The sequence below is a fragment of the Brevundimonas sp. genome (genome assembly GCF_016463485.1).
Lineage (GTDB): Bacteria > Pseudomonadota > Alphaproteobacteria > Caulobacterales > Caulobacteraceae > Brevundimonas.
The window spans coordinates 14,055-34,546 of record NZ_JAEMRD010000004.1; the positions used below are offsets into that span (position 1 = coordinate 14,055).

Below are 20,492 nucleotides of genomic sequence, written 5' to 3' on the forward strand. Positions count from 1 at the left end.
TCATGATGAAGTTCACGACGCCGGCGACGGCGTCCGAACCGTAGACGGCCGAGGCGCCGCCGGTCAGGACTTCAACCCGCTCGACCAGCTGGCCGGGGATCTGGTTCAGGTCGGCCGCGTCGTCGTTCGGCGAGCCGTAACCCATCCGGCGACCGTCGATCAGCACCAGGGTGCGCGACGAACCGAGGTTGCGCAGCGAAACCGTCGCGGTGCCCGAGGCGCCGTTGACGACCGTCGAGTTTTGCGCGGCGAAGGCCTGCGGCAACTGGGTGATCAGGTCTTCGACCCGCGTCACGCCCTGGACGTCGATGTCCTCGGCGGTGACCTGGGTGACCGGGCTGGTCGTGACCAGGTTGGCCTGCGGGATCCGCGAGCCGGTGACGACGATTTCTTCCAGTTCCGACTCGGGTTCGTCCTGGGCCATCGCCGGAGCGGCGAAGGCGAGCAGGGCGGCGCCCGTGATGATCGTGGTGGCAAGAAGTCGTTGACGAGTTTGTGGGGTTCGCAAGGATCGTTCTCCTGATTGGGTCCAAATCGCGGGGTTCGCGCGGACCGCCTGACCTTGATTTGTTTTTATCGCGTGGCGGGTGAACGCAACTTTGCCCGCCGGCTGCCGTACGTTAGGCGCCTTCGCCCATGCTGCGCCACAGCAATTACACACGTGTAACCAAGTCGCCTTGAGACTGTCGTATTCGAGCCACGTTTGCCGCGAAGGTCGGCTGGCGGTGACGTTGCGGTCTGTGGCAGGATGCAGCGGAACCTCAGGAGCGGCGAGAACCTTGGATTTTCAGATGCAGATTAAGGCGCTGGGCGCTGTCGCGCTGGTCGCGGTGGCCGCTGCCGCGATGGCCGTCCCGGCCGCCGCCCAGACATCGCCGCCCCGGCCGGAAATCCTCAACCAGCTGGTGTCCTGCCGGGGGCTGAGCGACAGTGTGGCACGGCTGGCCTGCTACGACCGGGCGACCGAGGCGCTCGATTCGGCTGAACGCCAGGGCGAGGTCGTCGTCGTGGACCGGGCCCAGGTCACCGCGGCGCGGCGCCAGATGTTCGGTTTCCAGCTGCCCACCATCACCCTGTTCGAGCAGGGCGAGCGTGCCGAGCCGATCGGCGAGATCGAGACGACCCTGACCCGCGCGGGCATGTCCGGCGAGGGCCGCTGGGTGTTCACCCTGGCCGACGGCAGCGTCTGGCGTCAGATCGACACCGAACGGGTGTCCTTCCGCAACCAGGCCGGCGAACCGGTCCGCGTCCGCCGCGCCGCCATGGGCAGCTATCTGCTGACCGCGGGCCGCAGCCGCGCCGTGCGCGTCAGGCGGCAATAGTGGCGGTTCTGCGAACGCTCGCCCCCGGTGTCCTGGTGGCGGGCCAGATCGACCTGGCGGATCTGCAGACCGCGCGCGACCTGGGTGTGGTCCGAATCATCTCCAACCGCCCGGACGGCGAGGAATACGGCCAGCCCGACGCCGCCACCATGGCGGATGCGGCGCGGGCGCTCGGCCTCGACTATGTTCATGCTCCGGTGCGCGGAATGCCGGGACCGGATGCCGTCGCAGCGATCGGGGCGGCCCTGTCCGAAGGGACGCCGGTCCTGATCCACTGCAAGTCGGGGATGCGATCGACGGTCGCCTGGGCGCTCGCCGCGAGCCAAAGGGGTCAGTCGCGTGACGAGATCGTCGCCGCTGCGGCCGGCGCCGGCTACGATCTGTCGAGCCTGCCGCTTTAGCGGATCAGATAGGCGCGCGCCGCATAGGGGACGGGCTCGGGCGTGCACGAGGCGGTGATGAGTTGCGCCGCCATGAGACACAGTAGCGCCGCCGCGATAGGCTGGAGCCGATTTGAAACACCAAGGGCAAGAGTTTTGGCCACGACGGACGCTCCGGAGGGGATTTACCTCTCGTTAAGGCAAGGCCCGGACCAGTCGCGCGGGTCCCTCGGATGATCCCCTTCGTGCGCGACCACGACATCGATTACGGCCGCCGCTATCCGGTGTCGGCGCTGATCCAGCGGGTCGTGGCGAACAACCCCGGCCCGTTCACCTATACCGGTACAGGCACCTATATCGTCGGGCGCGACGAAGCAGGGGCCGGCGTCGCCGTGATCGACCCGGGACCGTTCGATCCCGCACATCTGGAGGCGATTCTGGACGCCGTCGGCGTGCGTCGGGTCAGCCACATCCTGGTCACCCATACCCACAGCGATCACTCGCCCCTCGCCCGCCCGCTGGCCGAGCGCACCGGCGCACCGATCCTGGCTGCCCGGCCGCCGCAGGTGGTCACCCACGCCTCGGGTCATCTGGATGAGGAGGAGGACGAGGCGTTCCGGCCGGACGTCATTCTGGAGGGCGGCGAGCGTATCGTCGGCGACGGCTGGACGATCGAGGCGATGGCCACGCCCGGTCACGCGTCGAACCACATGGCCTTCGTGCTGGAGGAGGAGAACGCCCTGTTCTGCGGCGACCATGTCATGGGCTGGTCCACGACGGTGATCGCGCCGCCGGACGGCGACATGGCCGACTATATGGCCAGCCTGCAGGCAGTGATGGTGCGAGGGTTTTTGACCCTTTGGCCGACCCACGGCGCGCCGATCACGGAGCCCGCGCCCTTCCTGCAAGCCTACAAGGACCACCGGCTGGCGAGAGAGGCGGGGGTGCTGGCGCGGATCGAGGCGGGCGACACGACGATCGCGGACATGGTGCCGGTCCTCTACGCCGCCGTGGACAAGCGACTGTGGCCCGCCGCCAGCCTGTCGGTGCTGGCGCATCTGGGCAAGCTGGTTCGGGAGGGCCGGGTCGTCGCCGAGCCGGGTCCGACGCTGGACGCGCTCTACCGGCTGGGCTGAAGCGCCGTCAGGATTTTCTGGGCCAGACGGCAGGAGGTGCCATGATCGCGAGCGCCGTCGCGAGGCGCTACCCGCACGTCGGTGCGGCCGGGGCGGATGCGGATGGCGGCGTCATAGGTCCGGTCGAACCAGACGCTGGTATGGACGCCGTTGGCGCGGTTGATGCCGATATCGCGAATCTCGAAACCGGCCTCTTGCAGGGCATAGCCGGCCACGCCGGGGGCCGTCTGGGTGGGGAGGGCGGCGATCTCGCAACTGTTGGCACCGACTGCCGGGACAACGGGACCGGTGCCATCAGCTTCGCGCTCGGCCAGGATGCGCGACGAAAAGCCAATCTGATCTGTCGTGTCCGTTGAAACACCAGCACTGGCGTTGAAGGTGGGATCAGCCTTATTGTTGAGAGCATAGGCCATCCCTGCGCTAATCTCGCGCACGAGCAGGGTCACGGACACGGCAGCGATCAATATCGCTGCCAATCCAATCAGCCAAGAACTCCGAAACGCCCGCGCCACGCCGATCAGAGCCAGGATCGCGCCGAACGTACCCAGTCCTGCCAAGTAAAAGCCAACCGCTATCGTCAGCAGATCATAGGCCGTCTCTATCGGCAGCAGCCCTGATTTCAGACCCGCAATCGCAACAAACACCGTCAGGGGCAGCAGCAGCGCCAGAACCAGCCCGACGACGGCCAGACGCGAAGCCTTGGGAGATGTCTTCCGGGTCGATGAACTGGCCATTCCCGACCCTACCCCGCGCGCCGGCCTGAGGAAACTACCCGACCTGGGCCCGATGTCTCAGCATCGCGTCGGCCAGGACACAGGCCGCCATGGCCTCGACCACCGGCACGCCGCGCAGGGCGACGCAGGGGTCGTGCCGGCCCTTGGTACGCAGGTCGGTCTCGGTGCCGTCGCGGGTCACGGTCTGGCGCAGGGTCAGAATGGAGGAGGTCGGCTTGAACACCACCCGCAGGGTGATCGCCTGCCCCGTCGAAATCCCGCCCAGGATGCCGCCCGCGTGATTGGACAGGAAGACTGGCTGGCCGTCCTCGCCCATCCGCATCTCGTCGGCATTGGACTCGCCCGACAGGGCCGCCGCGCCGAAGCCGTCACCGACCTCCACGCCCTTGACCGCATTGATCGACATCATCGCCGCCGCCAGCTCGGCATCCAGCTTGGCATACAGCGGCGCGCCCCAGCCGGCCGGAACCCCGGTGATCTCCAGCGCCACCACGGCGCCCACCGAAGAACCGGCCTTGCGCACCCCGTCCAGATAGGCCTCCCAGGCCGGTCCGACCTCGGCCGAGGCGGCGAACAGCGGGTTGTCGTAGGTCGCGCCGAAATCCACCGCCGCGTCCTCGATCCGGTGCGAACCCAGTTGCACGACCCCGGCGCGGATCGAGACCCCCTGCCCCAGCACCTTCCTGGCCACCGCGCCCGCGGCGACCCGGCTGGCCGTCTCGCGCGCAGAGGACCGCCCACCGCCGCGATGGTCGCGCACGCCGTATTTGGCCTGATAGGTCACATCGGCATGGCCCGGCCGATAGGCGCGGGCGATCTCGCCATAGTCCTTGGACCGCTGGTCCTCGTTCTGGATCTCGATGGCGATGGGCGTGCCCGTCGTGACTGGCCCCGCCCCGTCGTCGAAGACGCCCGACAGGATGCGCGCGGTGTCGCTCTCGTTTCTCTGGGTCACGAACCGGCTGCCGCCGGGCTTCCTAAGGTCCAGCCACGGCTGAAGATCGGCCTCGGTCAGCGGAATGAGCGGCGGACACCCGTCGACCACGCAGCCGATCGCCGGCCCATGGCTCTCGCCCCAGGTCGTCACGCGAAACAGATGGCCGAAGGTGTTGTGGGACAAGTCCGCCTCAGTGATGCAGTTGGGCGGCGCGCCCCAATCGCTCGGCCGCCGCGTTCAGGCGTCTATCGCGCGTCCAGAGCCTCGCGTCATCCATCAGAAGCACGGAGGTCAGCAGGTGGGCGTCCACCCATCCGATCCCGGTTCCATGAAGTCGCTGAGCGTCGACGAGTGCAAAGACTTCGGCATCATCGACTTTCGCCATTGACCTCATCCGCCTCAGGTCGCGCAGAAATGAACCACGGTTCTGGAGATTGCCCATGCTGAGCTCTCCGATGATGAACGGATGCATCATCAGCCGCTTGGCTTCGGCAAGTTGCCCCATCATCGGATCAAAGTTTCGAAAATGGTCTAGCCAGACGGAGGTGTCGGCAAGGACGTAGGTCAATCCTCCTGAACCCCGAAGTACCGCTTTCGAGGTGGGATCTCGAAGTCGGGCATTGTTCCACCAAGTTTTGCCAGCCTCCGGGCGGCTTCCCCAGCGACATAGTTTTGCAGGGCGAAGCGAACGATCGCCGACTTCTCGACGAGACCGCTGTATTCGGCCGCAGCCTCCATCAACTCGTCGTCCAGATTCAAGGTCGTGCGCAAACCTACCTCCGCATCACAATCGTCATCATATGATGCTGGATTTGATGCCAGACTTCAAGTCACGCCGCCAGCCGCTCCGGCGTCCAGACCCGGGTGAACCGCGCCAGCAGATGGTCTGCAGCCGAGGGCGCGTCCTCCGACGGCTCCAGCGTCACGAACAGATGCCCGGTCGGCCGCCCGCCCCGGGCAGGCAGGCCGAGATCGCGCAGTCGCAGTCGGATCGTGCCGGTGAGGCCTCGCGTGACCCAGACGCCCCGCACCCCGACATGGGTCTCGATCTCGATCCGGCCGCCGTCCTCGATCAGTCGCGACGGCGCAGGCCAGTTCATGTGCAGGTCGTCCCCGACGACCGACAGCCCGTCAGCCGGCCTGATCAGGACGGGAAGATAGAGATCGCCGCCGTCGGCCGCTGCGCCTCGCAGTCGCAGGTGATCCCCCGTCCGGACCCCGGCGGTGACCGCGACGCGAAGCACCCGCTCTGCAAGACGGACGGTCGCCACACCCCCACGCAGCGCCTCCAGCACGCTGACGGCCACGACGGGCAAGGCGGCCGGGGCGGCCTTCGGCGGTTCCAGCGCCTGCATGGCACCGCCTTCACGCTGGATCAGGCGATAGGCGGCAATGACACGGCGGAACCGGTCCGCGTCGCCGCCCGGCATGTCCGGCCGCGCCGCCTTGACCGCCGCCCGGAACGCCCGGACCAGGGCGTCACCGCCCGTGGGGCCGTGAAGGCCCAGGGTCGCAAAAGCCTGGTTCAGATTGACAGCGGACATGGCGGCGATCCTTGTCGCGGACATGGTCAAGACCGGGTTAACCGCGATACGTCGCAGGTGCAGCCGTCGCTATCTGCGCCTATACCCCCCACCATGACCCACGCCGCCATTCCGCCCAGCCCCGATCGCGAGGAATACGCCCGCGACTACGCCGCCGCCCTGGCCGCAAACGGTGACGAGGGCATCTTCGACCGCGCCGAGCCGATCGGCCTGTTCGTCGAATGGCTGGCGGATGCGCGCGCTCATGAAATCAACGACGCCAACGCCATGGCGCTGTCCACCGTCGATGCGGACGGCGCGCCGGACAGCCGGATGGTGCTGCTCAAGGACATCGATGCGCGCGGCCTGACCTTCTATTCCAACGCCGAGAGCGCCAAGGGCCTGCAACTGGCTGACCGTCCCGTCGCGGCGCTGTTGTTTCACTGGAAGTCGCTGCGGCGGCAGGTCCGGGTCCGCGGCATGGTCGAGCCCGTCAGCGCCGCCGAGGCCGACGCCTATTTCGGCACTCGCGCCCGCGAGAGCCGCATCGGGGCCTGGGCCTCGGACCAGTCGCGGCCGTTGACCGATCGCGGAGCGCTGGAAACCGCCATCGCGCGCGAGGAGGCCCGGTTCGAGGGCACCGACGTGCCCCGCCCCGACCGCTGGACCGGCTGGCGGGTCATTCCCGACCGGATCGAATTCTGGCGCGACCGGCCGTTTCGCCTGCACGACCGTCTGGCGTTCGTGCGTCGCGGCGAAGGATGGGAACGGACCCGCCTCCAGCCCTGAACTCGACCGTCTTCAGCGTTCGTCGAACGGAAGACAACCCATGGCCCGCAGCTCGCGCTCCAGGGTGTCCGGCGGAACGATGACGTCGCGATTGTGCTCGTCGGTGAAGCTCGAATAGTCGGCGTCCGGATCGATGGCCTCTTCAACGATCATGTAGCGATATCGCGCCGAAACGATCTGGCAAAGGATGTCCAGGGAGGCTGCAATCCCCATGGTGACATTGCGCTGGTTCTCGATGACCAGCACCTGCGCGCCGGGCGAGCAGAACATCAGGTCGGCCAGATCCGAGCCGTGAACCCCGACGACGAACTCGGCCGCTGCGAACATCTCGACCTGATCTTTCGCCGAAACCTCGGCCAGGTTGACGATCTCGAAGCCGAACCGGTTCAGCACCTCGGCGACCACGTCGAAATTGTGCACCCGCCGCTTGGGATCGGGAAAGGCTTGCCGGCTGGTGAAAATCCGCCGGCCGCCACGCAGGGTCGGTGCCTGGCGCTGTCCCAGCCATGACGGCAACAACGACGGCTTGATCGGCTGAATGGTCGCCACGCCAAAGGACTCACGCACTGCAGCCGCGAAATCTCTCACCAGATCGGGATAGAGGAAGCGCTGGTCCGGAAAGCTGACCAGAATCGCGTCCCTGACCAGAACGTCTTCGCCGCTTTCGCTGACGAAGGTGATGCGGTTGTCGTCTACCCCCATGGCCCTGACCATGTCGATAAAGGGCGGCTTCGATGCCGCGACATCGATCAGGAACCGCACCGAAGGGTCGTCGAAGATGTCGCGCCTGAGCTGCTTCAGGATCAGCAGCCGCGCGCACCAGCTGACCAGCCAGTGGTACCAGACCCCGTCTACAGGCCCACCGATCACCACATGTGGACCCTCGATAGTCCGCGCGTCAGCGATCAGCCGGAACTGGTCGCCATCGACCATCGGCCGCATGTCGGGAAACCAGCGGACGATGTCGAAATAGCTCTGGTTGATGAGCAGCCTGTGGCTTTCGACATGGACCGGAAGGTAGTAGCTGGTAACCAAAACGTCCCGCAGGTGCCCCACCAACAATTCGGTCGTTTCACGCGTCGCATGTTGATCGACGCGGACCCGGTCGGTGGTCCGGCGCGCGAGATCGACCGTGCCTTTCAGGACATCATTGTCCGTGGCCAGATCGCCAATGATATCGAACCCTGTCATCCCAGCCGATATGGCTGTAAGTACCTTGTTCGTCGATCTTTTTCCCGGGGGGGGATCCATCCAATGCCCAGCGTAGACGTCCAGGACATGCGCGCCTTTTTCGACGATTATGTCGTGCGCGATTTCCCCGGCCGCCGCGCGGCAGACGGCGCAAAATTTCAGTGGCCGGGCGATGAATGGGTCACCGCCGAGGTGCGGGAAGCCACCTATTCGACGCTTCTGGAACCGCCGCCCGGACAACCCTGGCGTTCGATCGTCGAGATCGGTCCGGGGTCGGGAAAATACACCGAGATGCTACTAGATCGCAGTATGGCAAAGCTTATCGCCTTTGAGCTGAGTCCCGCCCTGCTAGACTCGATGAACCAGCGGTGCGCGACCGCGGTGGCTTCGGGCCGGCTGGACGGGCGCCCCATCGACTGGACCTCGAACGACGGATTGCTGAGCGCGATCGGACCCGCGGTCGGCACGGTCGACCTGTTCTTCGCGGTCGATGTCTTCCTCATGATGGATTTCCAGTCGACCCTCGCCTACCTGGTCAGTGCGGCAAATTCACTCAGGGTCGGCGGACGGTTCGCCGCGACCTTCGGCGACGCCGACACCCAGAGCGGCTGGGACCGGATGATTCGCGACACCGGACGCCATTCGGCCTTCAGCCTGCAACCGGACACACGCTTCCACTGGCTGTCCAAAAGCTTCCTTGACGACGTCTTCACGCGGCTGGGGTTCCGCATCCTGACGAGCGTCTCGGGGCCGGACGGCGGCGACCACGGCCCCCTGGACATCGCGCGGCGCTACATCGTCGCCGAACTCGTCGATCCGGCACCTGGCCAGGCGCTGCGTCGGCAGCTTTCCGGCGAGACCTGAGCCATGCCTCACCTCGTCGTTCCTCCAGTCATCCCGCCCCGGCCACTCGCCGTTTTCACGGCGGCGCCGGACCGCCAGATCCGGTTCTCGAGATCCAATATCCGCGCTGACGAGTCAGCCGCCGTGATGGAGGCCCTGCACGGCGACCATCATGCCGGGAACGGCACCTTCACTGCGCGCTGCCACGAACGCCTCGAGGCCATGGTCCCGGGCACCCGCGCCCTGGCCACCCATTCCTGTACCGGGGCGCTGGAGATGGCGTCCCTGCTGCTGGACCTGGAGCCGGGCGATGAGGTCATCATGCCCTCATGGACCTTCGCCTCGACGGCCAACGCGGTCGTGCTGCGCGGTGCCGTGCCCGTCTTCGTGGACGTGATGCCCGACACGCTGAACATCAATGTCGATCTGGCCGCCGAGGCTGTCACCGACCGCACCCGGGCAATCTTCTGCGTCCACTATGCGGGCGTCGGCTGCGACATGGAGGCTCTCCAGGCCCTGTGCGAACGGCACGGCCTGGCCCTGGTCGAAGATGCGGCCCAGGCCGTGGGGGCGACATGGCGAGGCCGGGCGCTGGGCGGCATCGGCGACATCGGCACCTTCAGCTTCCACGCCTCCAAGAACATCAGCTGTGGCGAGGGCGGTGCCCTGCTGGTCAAATCGCCGGCTCACATGGCCCGTGCCGAGATGCTCTGGGAAAAGGGAACCGACCGGGTTCGCTTCGGACGCGGCGAGGTTGCCGCCTATGAATGGCAGACGGTGGGGTCGTCGTTCCTTCCGTCCGAAATCACAGCAGCCCTGCTGGACGCCGCTCTGCGCAACGCGCCGGCCAAGACGGCGCGACGGGTCGCCGCCTGGAACCACTACGACCAGCAACTGCGCGCCGCCGGTGTCGACAAGCACCTCGTGCTGCCAGAGATTCCTGAAGAAGCCGCGCACAACGGGCACATCTACCATATGCGAACCGTGGACCAGGCGGCGCGTGACGCGCTGAAGGCCGACATGGCGCGGGTCGGCGTAGAGGTGACGACCCACTACCAGCCTCTGCATCTGACACCAGCAGGCCTTCGTTACGGTCGACTGAGCGGACCCGACGACGTCACCGTTCGAGCGTCCCGGACCCTACTGCGCCTGCCGATGGACGGGTCGATCTCGCGCGACGCCCAGGACCATGTGATCCGCGCCCTGCTGACGGTGCTGCCGGCCTAGTTGACGGCGTAGCGGGCCATGAAGGTCTCTACGGCGTCGCTGACGATCTCATCGATCGACCGGGACGCCATGATCTCGTCCCCGGTCACCAGCGGCATGAAGAAGACGGGATGTTCGATCATCCCCATCAGTTGGCCCGCCGCCCAGGACGGTTTGGCGACCCTCAACTCTCCCGCGCTGTCGAGATCGTTCAGGGCGCGGATCAAGGGCCCGCCGAAATCGCTGCGGCCCCGCTCGAAGAAGGCCAGGGCGGTGTCACGGAACCGGGGCCGCTCGGCCATCACCAGCCGGAAGACCGATCGGACGAACGGATCGGCCATGAACCCGGCATAGGCCGTCATGAAATGGGTCAACTGCTGTCGCGCCGGCCCCGAGGATGCGCGCACGCATTCCATCTGTCGCGAGAAATCCCGGCCCGCGTCCTCGATGACGGCCGCGAACAGATCGGCCTTTGACGGGAAGTACAGATACAGGGTCGCCGTAGACACGCCCGCCTCGCGCGCAATCGGCTCCATGCGGGTGGCAGCGTAGCCCTGGGTCATGAAGGCCCGCCGCGCGGCCCTCAGCACCACCAGGCAGCGAGGGTCCGGATCGGGGACGGCGACAGGGGCAATGGTGGAATGGGCGGTCATGGCTGTGCTTGATACTCCAAGCTTGGCCGTGGTTGCAAAACATCGCTATCGTCGGCGGTCCACCGAGTATCCTACCGCGCCAGCAAGGTCGCCAACAGTGGGTGCGCGAGCACCGGTGCAGCCAGCCTCACCACGGCCTGGGGGTCATCCAGCCGCACGGCCGCCGTCGCATCGGCGACGATGAAGTCGGCGTGGGTCTTGGACGGTTCCGTCAGACGCTCGTGACCAGGTCGCACCGTGGCGAGATACTGATGGATGACCGACTCGGCCGTGCGCCCCCGCTCGGACTGATCGCGCAACAGGCGGCGAATGAAGCGGATGTCGGCCGGGGTGTCGACAAACACCCGGATGTCGAACAGTGCGGTCAGGTCGGGCGTGCACAGCACATGGGTGCCCTCCACGATCACCACCTCGGCTGCTGCGATGGGCTCGCCGTCCGGCTCGCGCCCATGGTGGATGAAGGAATAGACCGGCGCCGTCACCGGCTTGCCCGCCTTCAACCGCTTCAGGTCGGCGATCATCAGGTCGTGGTCGCGCGCAGCCACATCGTCGAAGTCAAAGGTCGCAGCATTGAAATCCGGCAGGCTGGCCGCATCGCGATAGTAGGAGTCCTCGCGCACCAGAACGGCCGCGCCCGGGGGCAGAACGGCGACCAGGGTTTCCGCCAGGGTGCTCTTGCCCGAGCCCGAGCCTCCGGTGATCGCGATCAGGACGGTCATGCGGGCTCGCTGCGCTCGAGGAGTTGGGGAGTGATTGGTGAGTCGTGGTTGGTGGTTAGTGGTTGGCTGTCTCCAGGTCCACGCCCGGGACCACGGTCGGAGCGAAATCCATTCAGCCACGAACAGACAACCACGAACCACCAACCACTGATCACGCCCACGGCACGATCCAGGCTGCCCTTGCGTCACGTTGCTTAACGCCGATCACCTGATTAGCTTGGTCTCAAGCGCCGCGATCAGCCGGTGCAAGCGAGGAAGTGCAGATGCTCGGATTGATGCAGGACTGGCCGCTGACGGTCGACAAGATTCTCGATCACGCCAAGAACTGGCACGGCCATCGCGAGGTCGTGACCCGCTCGGTGGAGGGCCCGATCGTCCGGACGACCTATGCGGAGATCCACGGCCGGGCGAAGCGGGTGTCGAACGTCCTGCTGGGGTGGGGCGTGAAGCCTGGCGACCGGATCGCGACCCTGGCCTGGAACACCGGCAAACATATCGAGGCCTGGTACGGCATCATGGGCATCGGGGCGGTCTGCCACACCCTGAACCCGCGCCTGTTCCCCGAACAGCTGATCTACATCATCAACCACGCCGAAGACCGGATGATCTTCGTCGACCTGACCTTCGTGCCTTTGCTGGAAGCCATCCTGCCGCACTGCCCCAAGGTCGAGCGGGTCATCGTCATGACCGATGAATGGACCATGCCGGCGACCAAACTGCCCAAGGCGGAATGCTATGAGGCCGTGCTGTCCGACACATCCGAAGACGTCGTCTGGGGCGACTTCGACGAGAAGACCGCCTGTGGCCTGTGCTACACCTCGGGCACGACCGGGAACCCCAAGGGCGTCCTGTATTCGCACCGGTCGAACTTCATCCACACCCTGCTCGGACTGCAATCGACGGTTTTGGGTGCCACGCCGAGCGAGGTCATCCTGCCGGTCGTGCCGATGTTCCACGCCAACGCCTGGGGCATCGCCTTCGGCGGGCCCGCAGCGGGCTCGAAGCTGGTCATGCCGGGCGCGAAGATGGACGGCGCTTCGATCTATGAACTGATCGTGTCCGAGGGCGTCACCTTCTCCGCCGCCGTGCCGACGGTCTGGCAGGGCCTGCTGACCCACCTGCGTGACAACGGCCTGCGCATCCCCACGGTCAAGCGGGTGCTGATCGGGGGCTCGGCGGTGCCCGAGAGCCTGATCCGCGCCTTCAACGACGAGTTCGGCATCGAAGTGCTGCAAGGCTGGGGCATGACCGAGACCTCGCCGATCGGCACCCTGTCCAACATGACGCCGGAGATTCTGGCCCTGCCCTATGACGAGCAGATGAAGTGGCGGATCAAGCAGGGCACCCCGCCGCTGGGCGTCGAGCTGAAACTCAAGAACTACGCCGGCCAGGAACTGCCCCACGACGGCCATACCTACGGGCGTCTGATGATCAAGGGCCCGACCATCGCGGGTGCCTATTTCCGTTCGGACGAAAGCATTCTGGACGTCGAGGGCTTCTTCGATACCGGTGATGTCTCGACCGTGGACGAACAGGGCTTCATGCAGATCACCGACCGCGCCAAGGACGTGATCAAGTCCGGCGGCGAATGGATCTCCTCGATCGACATCGAGAACATCGCCGTGGGCCACCCCAAGGTCGAACTGGCCGCCGTCATCGGCGCGGCCCATCCGAAATGGGACGAACGCCCGGTGCTGATCGTCAAGCTCAAGCCCGGCGAGGCCCAGGACAAGCAGGAGCACCTGGACTTCCTGACCGGCAAGATCGCTAAATGGTGGATGCCCGACGACGTCGTCTTCGTCGACGACATCCCCTTGGGTGCAACCGGCAAGGTCGACAAGAAGCTGATCCGCGAGCGCATGAAGGACTACCGCCTGCCGACGGCGACGGTGCCGGCGTAGTGAACGGCTGGTGACTGGTGGATGGCTGTTGATTGATCGGGTCGGTTGGATGGGTCAGGGTTCGATGTCCTTAACCGATAGCCACTAGACACCAGCCACCAGCCACCCCTCCCCGGGAGAACCAGCCATGATCCACCTGTCGCGGGCCAGCGCCCTCGCCGCCGTCCTGGGCGGAGCCCTGATGCTTCAGGGCTGCGTCGTCGGCGCGGTCGTGGGGACGGCCGGGGCTGTGGTCGGCACGGGTGCCAAGGTCGTCGGCGGCGTCGCCGGTGCAGGCATAGACGCCGTCACCACCTCCGACGAGGAAACCCGCGCCCGCCGCGAACGCCAGCAACGCGACTGGGAACGCGAACAGCGCCGCTGCCGCCAGCGCGAGGCGCAAGGCAAACGCTGCTGACTGTATCTCGGCCTGCGGCCTGGACCGCGGCGCATGATCCCGGTGGCCCGAAGTCGGTTCGGCGGGCGTTGTCGGTCAGACGCTTGGCGCATCCGCGAAAATCTGGTCGAGGGCTTCGCGCAAGGCGGTTCTGTCGGCCTGCAACAGACTTCCCATCCTGCGCAAGATCATTCGGGTCTCCAGCGTCGTTATTACCGGCTTGATCGCCGACGCCTTCAACAACCCCGCACCTTGCCAATCGGATACTCTGACTTCGCCGAAATCCGGCTTTGCGTACAGTTGGCTCGTCACCGCCATCAGGACGACGTCGCGTCGCGCCTGGTTGTAATCACGGCCACTGATGATGACCGCTGGTCTCCGTTTGCTCGCGGACAGATCGGTGAAGGGAAACGGGACCAGAACGATGTCGCCGAAGGCCAGCGGCTCATCGGTCATTGTAGATGTCGTCTTCCGGATTGTTCCAGACGGATGCAAACGCTGGCCCACTACCGGCCGCTGCGGCACGGGTCAGTCCCAGCGTCTCTTCGCGGCTGGCGATGAAATCAACAAAATCCTCGACCTCAGCCAGCCGTTCGCCGGACAAGGAACTGATCTTGTCCATCAGGCTCTTGGGACTGATCGCATTCACGGAAGGGCTCCGGTTCGGCACGCAGGCGGCAGATCGCCAGCATCAGCAATCTACGCCAACCGATCGGTCATTGCACCTCATCGGAAAGACACCGGCTTAAAGGCTCAGCACGCAGCTTTCATTGATCGTGGGGCGCGCCACCTTGATCCGCGCCAGCCCCGGCCATTCCGGCTGCAACTGACCCACGAACCACAGGCACAGCTTCTCCAGGCTGGGCAGTTCAAGCCCCGGATGGTCGTTCAGCATTCCGTGGTCCAGCGCCCCCGCCGCCGCTTTCAGCGCCCGGTCCAGCGCGCCCAGGTCGGCGACCCAGCCGTGCTCTGCGTCCAGGGTCTCGGACCTAACCGTCGCCTCGACCGTGAAGGAATGGCCGTGGACGCGGCGATAGATGCTGCCCTCGGGTTCGTTGGGAAAGTGGTGGGCGGCGTCGAAGGTCGCCTGTTTGGTGATCTCGAAAACAGCCTTGGTAAGGGTGGGCATCAACGCACGCCTATGTATTTGTGGGTCTGGACGCTGAGCCGCCATTTCGGGTGGCTCAGGCAATAGTCGAGGGCGGCGGCGGTGTTCGCGGCCTGGTCCGGTCCGTCCATGGGCTGGAGCCAGAACCGGTCGAACGCCAGATGCTCGAACCGGTCGGGCATGGCGGCGTCCTGCGGATAGACCAGCTTCAGCTCCGCCCCCGTGGTCTGCATAACCGGCGCATCGGCCTTGGGGCTGACGCAGATCCAGTCGATGCCGTCGGGCGCGACCATCGTGCCATTTGTCTCCACGGCGATGTCGAACCCGCGCGCCTTCAGCGCCGCGATCAGGGCGGCATCGAGTTGCAGCAAAGGCTCGCCCCCGGTGCAGACGACCAGCATGGGATCGCCTGCCCGGCCCCGCCACATCGAGGAGACATGGTCGGCCAGAGCCTGGGCGTCGGTGAACTTGCCGCCCCCGTCGCCGTCCACTCCGACGAAATCGGTGTCGCAGAAAGAACAGACGGCCGCCGCCCGGTCGCGCTCCAGCCCGTTCCACAGGTTACAGCCCGCAAAGCGCAGGAAGACCGCCGGACGTCCCGCCTGACCACCCTCCCCCTGAACCGTCAGAAAGGTCTCCTTGACCGAATAGGTCATGGCCCCACCTGTGAAGGACCGACCCACTCCGCGTAGCCGGCGGCCCGCAGCTCGCAGGCCGGACATTCGCCGCAGCCATAGCCCCAGACATGGCGATGCTCGCGGTCGCCCAGATAGCAGGTGTGGCTGTCCTCGATGATCAGATCGACCAGCCGGCGCCCGCCGATCTGGTGCGCCAGGGCCCAGGTCTGCGCCTTGTTCAGCCCCATCAAGGGCGTCTCGATCGGCACGGGCTTGTCCAGCCCCAGCAACAGCGCCCGGGCCATGGCGTCGATGGTCGTCCGCCGACAATCCGGATAGCCTGAGTAGTCGGTCTCGCACATTCCACCGACCAGGACCGCCAGGCCCCGCCGATCCGCCAGCGCCGCCGCCACGCTGAGAAACACCAGGTTGCGCCCGGGCACGAAGGTGGTCGGCAGACCCCGCGCATCGATCTCGATGGCCCGCTCACTGGTCAGGGCCGTCTCGCCGATCGCTCCGAACCCGGTCAGGTCGATCACGTGGTCCGGTCCCAGCCGCCCCGCCAACTCCGGCAGGGCCGGCCCCATGCCATCCCGCACGGTCAGCCGCGCCGCCATCTCCACCGCATGCCGCTGGCCATAGTCGAACCCGACGGTCTCGACCCGCTCATAACGCCCCAACGCCCAGGCCAGGCAGGTCGCACTGTCCTGCCCGCCCGAGAACAGGACCAGGGCCGAAGATGAAGAGACTGGCTGGATTTCGCTCATGACAAATCTGCGGTCGGCCATCTGGCCGCGCGCATTCCGGGTCGCTGGGGGAGGTTCGTATCGAGCCGCCGCTTCTACACCAAGGGTGGCTCCGACGCAAAATGCACCCGATCGATACCCAAAAAACCTCGATTTCAAGCAACGATCCCGCCCTTAACCCTTCTGAAAACGGTTCTCCCCTACTGTCCACAGGTAAAGCGGAGTTGCGGCCAGTATGCCGACGATTGAAGTCCTGACAGAACGCATGGACCCCATCGCGCCCACCACAATGGCGAGCGATGTCTTCGTGCGGTTCCGAGACGAGCCCGACACCCTGGTCATTCCGGTAGTCGAGGACGGCCGTCCTATCGGCCTGATCGAACGCAACACCTTCCTGCTCAAGATCGCCGGCCCCTTCGGCCACGCCCTTTATTCCAGCCGTTCTGTCGTCCATGTCATGGATCCAGAGCCCGCCGTGGTGGAGGCGGGCGTGCGCATCGACTCCTTCTGCGACATCATGCTGAAAGGCGGTGCGGGTGCCCTGATGCGCGGATTCATCGTCACCCGCGACGGTCGCTACAGCGGCGTCGGCACAGCGGTGTCCCTGCTCCAGGCCGTCAATGACCAGCAGCGGATCCAGAACGCCGAACTGGAAGCCCAGGCGCTCGCCCTGACGGATTCCAAGACCCAGGCCCTGGCCTCGGCCCGCGCCAAGAGCCAGTTCCTCGGCATCATGAGCCACGAGCTGCGCACCCCGATGAACGGCGTCCTCGCCGTCGCCGAACTGCTACGCCGCCAGCCGCTGAATGCGGCCGCCCAGGCCCACGTCCAGACCATCGTCGATTCCTCGGAGACCCTGATCCGCATCCTTCAGGACGCCTTGGATCTGTCGCGCGCCGAGGCCGGCGAGCTGGAACTGACACCGGTCGCGACCCCTCTGCGCGCCCTGATGGACGACGTCGAACAGCTTTGGGCACCCCGCGCGTCCCAGGACGGCGTCACCCTGATGATCGGCTATGAAGGCGACACCGAGCTGGGCGCCGAGATCGATCCGATGCGGCTGAAACAGGTGTTCAACAACCTGATCGGCAATGCGTTGAAGTTCGCCCGCAACGGAATGGTCGAGGCCCGCCTCAAGGCCTGGGCCGAGGGCGACCAGATCCACATGCAGGCCCGCGTTCGCGACGACGGGCCCGGCGTCGACGCCGACAAGGTGGACGCCATCTTCGAACCCTTCGTCCACGGCTCGGGCCCTGACGGCGCAGGCCTGGGCCTGTCGATCTGTCGCCAGATCGTCGACCGGATGGGCGGCCGCATCTGGGCCGAGAACAACGCCGGCCGCGGTGCCACCTTCGCCTTCGACTTCGATGCCGCCCGGAGCGAGGCCCGCATCGAAGCCCCCTCCAACGTCCAGACCCTGGATGATCTCGAGCTCCAGGCCACGCCGCACATCCTGATCGTCGACGACAACGCCACCAACCGCGTGGTGGCCCAGGCCCTGTGCGAGATGTTCGGCTGCTCGTCCGAGACCGCCGAGGACGGGCTGGAGGCGCTCGACGCCGTTATGTCCCGTTCGTTCGATCTGATCCTGATGGACATCAAGATGCCGCGCATGGACGGCGTCCAGTGCACCCAGGCCATCCGCGCCCTGTCCGGCCCCGAGAGCCTGATCCCGATCATCGCCCTGACCGCCAACGCCGATCCGGACGACGCCAGGGGCTATCTGGCTATCGGCATGGCCGCCGTGGTGGAAAAACCCATCAAGCCCGAACGCCTGCGCATGGCCATGAACGCCGCCCTGTCCGGCGAGCCGGTGCCCGTCGCCGAACCCGCGCCGTCGAGAGTCCGCGCGGCTTGATTTAGCAGCACGCTCGGCCGACACTTAAGCGTCGAATCCAACCGGCTCAGGAAGAAGTTGGAGCCGGCAATCGGGCGATCGGATTCTCCATGTTTGCTGATCCTCGATATTATCTTCTTGCTGCAGCGGTTTTCGCGAGCATGTATTTTCTGGCTCCTCATTCCATCGCGATCGCCGTCAGCAGAGCTTACCCCATAAGTCCTGGAGCACTCATGCGATCATTCCAGCACAACACACGCTTTAGGGCATGGAGCGCTGGCATTGGTCTGGCCGGTTCGATCAGCGCGCCGACATTGGTCGGTACACAACCGGTCGTTATGGCCCCTATGGCGATTGGGATGATTCTGCTCGGTAGCGCCGATTTTCGTCAGCTGCTTGCAATCGCGAGAGAGGCTCCTCGGAACGACGATTATACATGACAGGCAGAGCGATGATCAGACCTCCTCCTCCGCCACCACCTCCTCATCCTCCTCATCGTATCCAACCAGCCTCAGCGCCCGCGCCGTCTGGCCATGGATCTCGCACCAGCGCAGCAGGCCTTCTTCCCGCCCGTGGGTGATCCAGATCTCCTGCGCCTTCAGCTCGGTGAAGGTGTCGGTCAGCTCGGTCCAGTCGGCGTGGTCCGAGATGACCAGCGGCAATTCCACTCCCCGTTGCCGCGCCCGTGCCCGAACCCCCATCCAGCCGGAGGCGAAGGCCGTCACCGGATCGGCGAACCGACGGGCCCAGCGGTCCTGGATCGCCGAAGGCGGCGCGATCGCCACCTCGCCACCGAGCGCATCCTTCTTCAAGCCGGCTGCCGGCAGGATCGGCCCCAGGTCGACGCCCTCACGCTCGTACAGCCGGTTCAGCCGCTCCAGGGCGCCGTGGACATAGATGGGCCGCTCCCAGCCTGCCTCGCGCAACAGCCGGATCACCCGCTGCGCCTTGCCGAGCGCATAGGCCCCGATCAGGTGGGCGCGGTCAGGAAACTGGCTCAGCGACTGGACCACCCGCGCCACCTCTTCGCCGTCCGGCGGATGCACGAAGACCGGCAGACCGAACGTCGCCTCCGAGATGAAGACGTCGCACGGCACGGGCTCGAACGGCAGGCAGGTCGGATCCCGCCTGCGCTTGTAGTCGCCCGAGACCACCATGGTGATCCCCTTCCAGCGCACGACCGCCTGGGCCGAGCCCAGCACGTGGCCCGCCGGGACCAGTTCGATATCGACCCCGCCCATCGACGTCTTCAGCCCATAGGGGGCCGCCTGCCGGGTCACGGCGAAGTCCTCGCCATAGCGTTCGGCCATGATTGCCAGGGTCTGGGGGGTGGCCATCACCGCGCCGTGCCCGGCCCGCGCATGGTCCGAATGCCCATGGGTCACCACCGCCCTCGAAACAGGCTTCACCGGGTCGATGTAGAAATCCCCGGGCGGGCAATACAGTCCGGCCGGTGTCGGCCTGAGCAGGTCTTCAAAACGCGTCATCGCGGGACCTCAGGCCATCCGGGGCTTGCGCGCAAGGCCGCGCCCGATAAGGACGGCTGGATGACCGATCCGTTCCCGTCCGCCCTGAACCCGACCGATCCCTTCCTGACCGACATCCTGCCCCAGCTGGCCAGTGGTTCGGCGCATACCTCGGCGCTGGGCTTCAGGCTGGAAGGCGTCGAGGGCCGGACGGTGCGCCTGCGTGTGCCGTGGCGCGAGGATCTGGTCGGCGATCCCGAAACCGGCGTCCTGGCCGGCGGACTGGTCACCGCACTGCTGGATCATATCGGCGGGTTGGCTGTCTGGATCGCCGCCGGTGGCTTTCAGCCGATCGCCACCCTGGATCTGCGCGTCGACTATATGCGCGCCGCCCGCACCCGCGAGGATCTGATCGCGGAGGCGATCTGCTACCGCCTGACCTCCAACGTCGCCTTCGTCCGGGCCTGGGCGTTCGAGACCACGCCGGACGACCCGGTCGCGGCTGCCCAGTCCACCTATGTCCTGTCGCAGGCGAGCCCGCACCGGATCGGGGCCAACCTGAAGACGGGTCGCGGAGGTGTCGCATGACCACCCTGCTGGACACCCTGCCCTACGCCCGTTTTCTGGGCCTGCGCGGCGAGATGGACGGGGACCTTCTGACGGTCGTCATGCCGTTCGCCGACCGTTTGATCGGCGATCCCATGCTGCCGGCCCTGCACGGCGGATCGACCGCCGCCCTGCTGGAAATGACGGCCATCGCCCAGGTGGCCCTGATCTATCCGAGGCTGCGCCTGCCGCGCCCGATCAACGTGACCGTGTCCTACCTGCGGTCTGGCCGACCGCAGGACGTGCGGGCCCGGGCCCGCATCTCTCGCGCCGGCCGCCGTGTCGCCCACGTCCTGGCCGAGGCCTGGCAGGACGACGCCGCCCAGCCGATCGCCAGTCTGACCGCCAACTTCCTGCTGGCAGAAGACAACTAAGGGTTGCACGACATTTTGAGTAATGGTT

Annotated in this window: 27 protein-coding genes; 11 read left to right on the top strand and 16 right to left on the bottom strand. The window is 66.2% G+C overall.

Annotation, left to right across the window (positions count from 1 at the left end; translation table 11 throughout):
- Window positions 1–508 (bottom strand): TonB-dependent receptor plug domain-containing protein (locus JHC99_RS01565; RefSeq protein ID WP_292151717.1); only part of this gene is annotated, 508 nt, incomplete at its 3' end.
- Window positions 509–791: 283 nt separating this feature from the next.
- On the opposite strand from JHC99_RS01565, the gene JHC99_RS01570 reads away from it, so the two are divergent.
- On the top strand, window positions 792–1,322 hold the full coding sequence (locus JHC99_RS01570; protein WP_292151718.1) for a hypothetical protein: 531 nt from the start codon (window positions 792–794) through the stop codon (window positions 1,320–1,322).
- Window positions 1,322–1,723, top strand: a complete 402-nt coding sequence (locus JHC99_RS01575) for a TIGR01244 family sulfur transferase (RefSeq protein WP_271144760.1) — start codon at window positions 1,322–1,324, stop codon at window positions 1,721–1,723. Before JHC99_RS01570 ends, JHC99_RS01575 begins: the two co-directional genes overlap by 1 nt.
- On the opposite strand, the gene JHC99_RS01580 is transcribed toward JHC99_RS01575, so the two are convergent.
- On the bottom strand, window positions 1,720–1,866 hold the full coding sequence (locus JHC99_RS01580; protein WP_271144761.1) for a hypothetical protein: 147 nt from the start codon (window positions 1,864–1,866) through the stop codon (window positions 1,720–1,722). The two genes, JHC99_RS01575 and JHC99_RS01580, sit on opposite strands and share 4 nt — an antisense overlap.
- A 69-nt stretch (window positions 1,867–1,935) precedes the next feature.
- Here JHC99_RS01580 and JHC99_RS01585 point away from each other — a divergent pair, with 69 nt between their 5' ends.
- Entirely contained in the window at window positions 1,936–2,838 is a 903-nt protein-coding gene (locus tag JHC99_RS01585; protein ID WP_292151719.1) for an MBL fold metallo-hydrolase, read from the top strand.
- Here JHC99_RS01585 and JHC99_RS01590 read toward each other — a convergent pair.
- From JHC99_RS01590 to JHC99_RS01610, 5 genes are read right to left on the bottom strand one after another with little or no spacing between them, the layout of a single operon-like run.
- Entirely contained in the window at window positions 2,823–3,572 is a 750-nt protein-coding gene (locus JHC99_RS01590) for a hypothetical protein (RefSeq protein WP_292151720.1), read from the bottom strand. The genes JHC99_RS01585 and JHC99_RS01590 overlap by 16 nt on opposite strands.
- A 34-nt stretch (window positions 3,573–3,606) precedes the next feature.
- Window positions 3,607–4,692 (bottom strand): chorismate synthase, encoded by a 1,086-nt coding sequence (aroC, locus tag JHC99_RS01595; RefSeq protein WP_292151721.1) that lies wholly within the window; start codon window positions 4,690–4,692, stop codon window positions 3,607–3,609.
- Window positions 4,693–4,699: 7 nt separating this feature from the next.
- Window positions 4,700–5,077, bottom strand: coding sequence for a PIN domain-containing protein (locus JHC99_RS01600; RefSeq protein WP_292151722.1), 378 nt, complete (start codon window positions 5,075–5,077; stop codon window positions 4,700–4,702).
- A complete protein-coding gene (locus JHC99_RS01605; RefSeq protein ID WP_292151723.1) occupies window positions 5,074–5,280 on the bottom strand; it encodes a type II toxin-antitoxin system VapB family antitoxin in 207 nt (68 codons plus the stop codon). The genes JHC99_RS01600 and JHC99_RS01605 overlap by 4 nt, the downstream gene beginning before the upstream one ends.
- Window positions 5,281–5,339: 59 nt before the next feature.
- Window positions 5,340–6,053, bottom strand: coding sequence for a DnaJ C-terminal domain-containing protein (locus tag JHC99_RS01610; RefSeq protein ID WP_292151724.1), 714 nt, complete (start codon window positions 6,051–6,053; stop codon window positions 5,340–5,342).
- Between the two features lie 93 nt (window positions 6,054–6,146).
- Between JHC99_RS01610 and pdxH the strand changes: the two genes are divergently transcribed.
- Window positions 6,147–6,821, top strand: a complete 675-nt coding sequence (gene pdxH, locus JHC99_RS01615) for a pyridoxamine 5'-phosphate oxidase (protein ID WP_292151725.1) — start codon at window positions 6,147–6,149, stop codon at window positions 6,819–6,821.
- A 12-nt stretch (window positions 6,822–6,833) separates the two neighbouring features.
- Here pdxH and JHC99_RS01620 read toward each other — a convergent pair whose 3' ends face one another.
- Complete coding sequence (locus JHC99_RS01620; protein ID WP_292151726.1) at window positions 6,834–7,856, bottom strand: glycosyltransferase family 61 protein; 1,023 nt, start codon at window positions 7,854–7,856, stop codon at window positions 6,834–6,836.
- Between JHC99_RS01620 and JHC99_RS01625 the strand changes: the two genes are divergently transcribed.
- Both JHC99_RS01625 and rffA read left to right on the top strand, forming a co-directional pair.
- On the top strand, window positions 7,815–8,876 hold the full coding sequence (locus JHC99_RS01625) for a class I SAM-dependent methyltransferase (RefSeq protein ID WP_292151727.1): 1,062 nt from the start codon (window positions 7,815–7,817) through the stop codon (window positions 8,874–8,876). The two genes, JHC99_RS01620 and JHC99_RS01625, sit on opposite strands and share 42 nt — an antisense overlap.
- A gap of 3 nt (window positions 8,877–8,879) precedes the next feature.
- Window positions 8,880–10,082, top strand: coding sequence for a dTDP-4-amino-4,6-dideoxygalactose transaminase (rffA, locus tag JHC99_RS01630; protein ID WP_292151728.1), 1,203 nt, complete (start codon window positions 8,880–8,882; stop codon window positions 10,080–10,082).
- Here the strand turns inward: rffA and JHC99_RS01635 are convergent.
- Entirely contained in the window at window positions 10,079–10,714 is a 636-nt protein-coding gene (locus JHC99_RS01635) for a TetR/AcrR family transcriptional regulator (protein ID WP_292151729.1), read from the bottom strand. The genes rffA and JHC99_RS01635 overlap by 4 nt on opposite strands.
- Window positions 10,715–10,785: 71 nt before the next feature.
- The gene (udk, locus tag JHC99_RS01640) at window positions 10,786–11,433 is read right to left on the bottom strand and encodes a uridine kinase (RefSeq protein ID WP_292151730.1); all 648 of its coding nucleotides are present in this window, start codon (window positions 11,431–11,433) and stop codon (window positions 10,786–10,788) included.
- A 263-nt stretch (window positions 11,434–11,696) separates the two neighbouring features.
- Between udk and JHC99_RS01645 the strand changes: the two genes are divergently transcribed.
- Together JHC99_RS01645 and JHC99_RS01650 are read left to right on the top strand one after the other, a co-directional pair.
- Window positions 11,697–13,334 (top strand): long-chain-fatty-acid--CoA ligase, encoded by a 1,638-nt coding sequence (locus tag JHC99_RS01645; protein WP_292151731.1) that lies wholly within the window; start codon window positions 11,697–11,699, stop codon window positions 13,332–13,334.
- Between the two features lie 127 nt (window positions 13,335–13,461).
- Complete coding sequence (locus JHC99_RS01650) at window positions 13,462–13,731, top strand: hypothetical protein (RefSeq protein ID WP_292151732.1); 270 nt, start codon at window positions 13,462–13,464, stop codon at window positions 13,729–13,731.
- A gap of 75 nt (window positions 13,732–13,806) precedes the next feature.
- On the opposite strand, the gene JHC99_RS01655 is transcribed toward JHC99_RS01650, so the two are convergent.
- The 5 genes from JHC99_RS01655 to queC all read right to left on the bottom strand — a co-directional run bounded on the left by JHC99_RS01655 (window position 13,807) and on the right by queC (window position 16,202).
- Window positions 13,807–14,166, bottom strand: a complete 360-nt coding sequence (locus JHC99_RS01655) for a type II toxin-antitoxin system PemK/MazF family toxin (protein ID WP_292151733.1) — start codon at window positions 14,164–14,166, stop codon at window positions 13,807–13,809.
- Window positions 14,156–14,359 carry a hypothetical protein gene (locus JHC99_RS01660; RefSeq protein WP_292151734.1) on the bottom strand — a complete coding sequence of 68 codons (204 nt, stop codon included), beginning with the start codon at window positions 14,357–14,359 and terminating at the stop codon, window positions 14,156–14,158. Before JHC99_RS01660 ends, JHC99_RS01655 begins: the two co-directional genes overlap by 11 nt.
- A gap of 96 nt (window positions 14,360–14,455) precedes the next feature.
- Window positions 14,456–14,839, bottom strand: coding sequence for a 6-carboxytetrahydropterin synthase (locus JHC99_RS01665; protein WP_292151735.1), 384 nt, complete (start codon window positions 14,837–14,839; stop codon window positions 14,456–14,458).
- Window positions 14,839–15,474 carry a 7-carboxy-7-deazaguanine synthase gene (queE, locus tag JHC99_RS01670; RefSeq protein ID WP_292151736.1) on the bottom strand — a complete coding sequence of 212 codons (636 nt, stop codon included), beginning with the start codon at window positions 15,472–15,474 and terminating at the stop codon, window positions 14,839–14,841. The genes JHC99_RS01665 and queE overlap by 1 nt, the downstream gene beginning before the upstream one ends.
- Complete coding sequence (gene queC, locus JHC99_RS01675; RefSeq protein WP_292151737.1) at window positions 15,471–16,202, bottom strand: 7-cyano-7-deazaguanine synthase QueC; 732 nt, start codon at window positions 16,200–16,202, stop codon at window positions 15,471–15,473. Before queC ends, queE begins: the two co-directional genes overlap by 4 nt.
- Before the next feature lie 214 nt (window positions 16,203–16,416).
- On the opposite strand from queC, the gene JHC99_RS01680 reads away from it, so the two are divergent.
- Window positions 16,417–18,039: a response regulator gene (locus JHC99_RS01680; protein WP_292151738.1), complete on the top strand. Its 1,623-nt coding sequence runs from the start codon at window positions 16,417–16,419 to the stop codon at window positions 18,037–18,039.
- A 434-nt stretch (window positions 18,040–18,473) separates the two neighbouring features.
- On the opposite strand, the gene JHC99_RS01685 is transcribed toward JHC99_RS01680, so the two are convergent.
- Window positions 18,474–19,505 carry a ligase-associated DNA damage response exonuclease gene (locus JHC99_RS01685; protein ID WP_292151739.1) on the bottom strand — a complete coding sequence of 344 codons (1,032 nt, stop codon included), beginning with the start codon at window positions 19,503–19,505 and terminating at the stop codon, window positions 18,474–18,476.
- Window positions 19,506–19,565: 60 nt separating this feature from the next.
- Here JHC99_RS01685 and JHC99_RS01690 point away from each other — a divergent pair, with 60 nt between their 5' ends.
- On the top strand, window positions 19,566–20,072 hold the full coding sequence (locus tag JHC99_RS01690) for a PaaI family thioesterase (RefSeq protein WP_292151740.1): 507 nt from the start codon (window positions 19,566–19,568) through the stop codon (window positions 20,070–20,072).
- Window positions 20,069–20,464, top strand: a complete 396-nt coding sequence (locus JHC99_RS01695) for a PaaI family thioesterase (RefSeq protein WP_292151741.1) — start codon at window positions 20,069–20,071, stop codon at window positions 20,462–20,464. Before JHC99_RS01690 ends, JHC99_RS01695 begins: the two co-directional genes overlap by 4 nt.
- Window positions 20,465–20,492 lie beyond the last annotated feature (28 nt).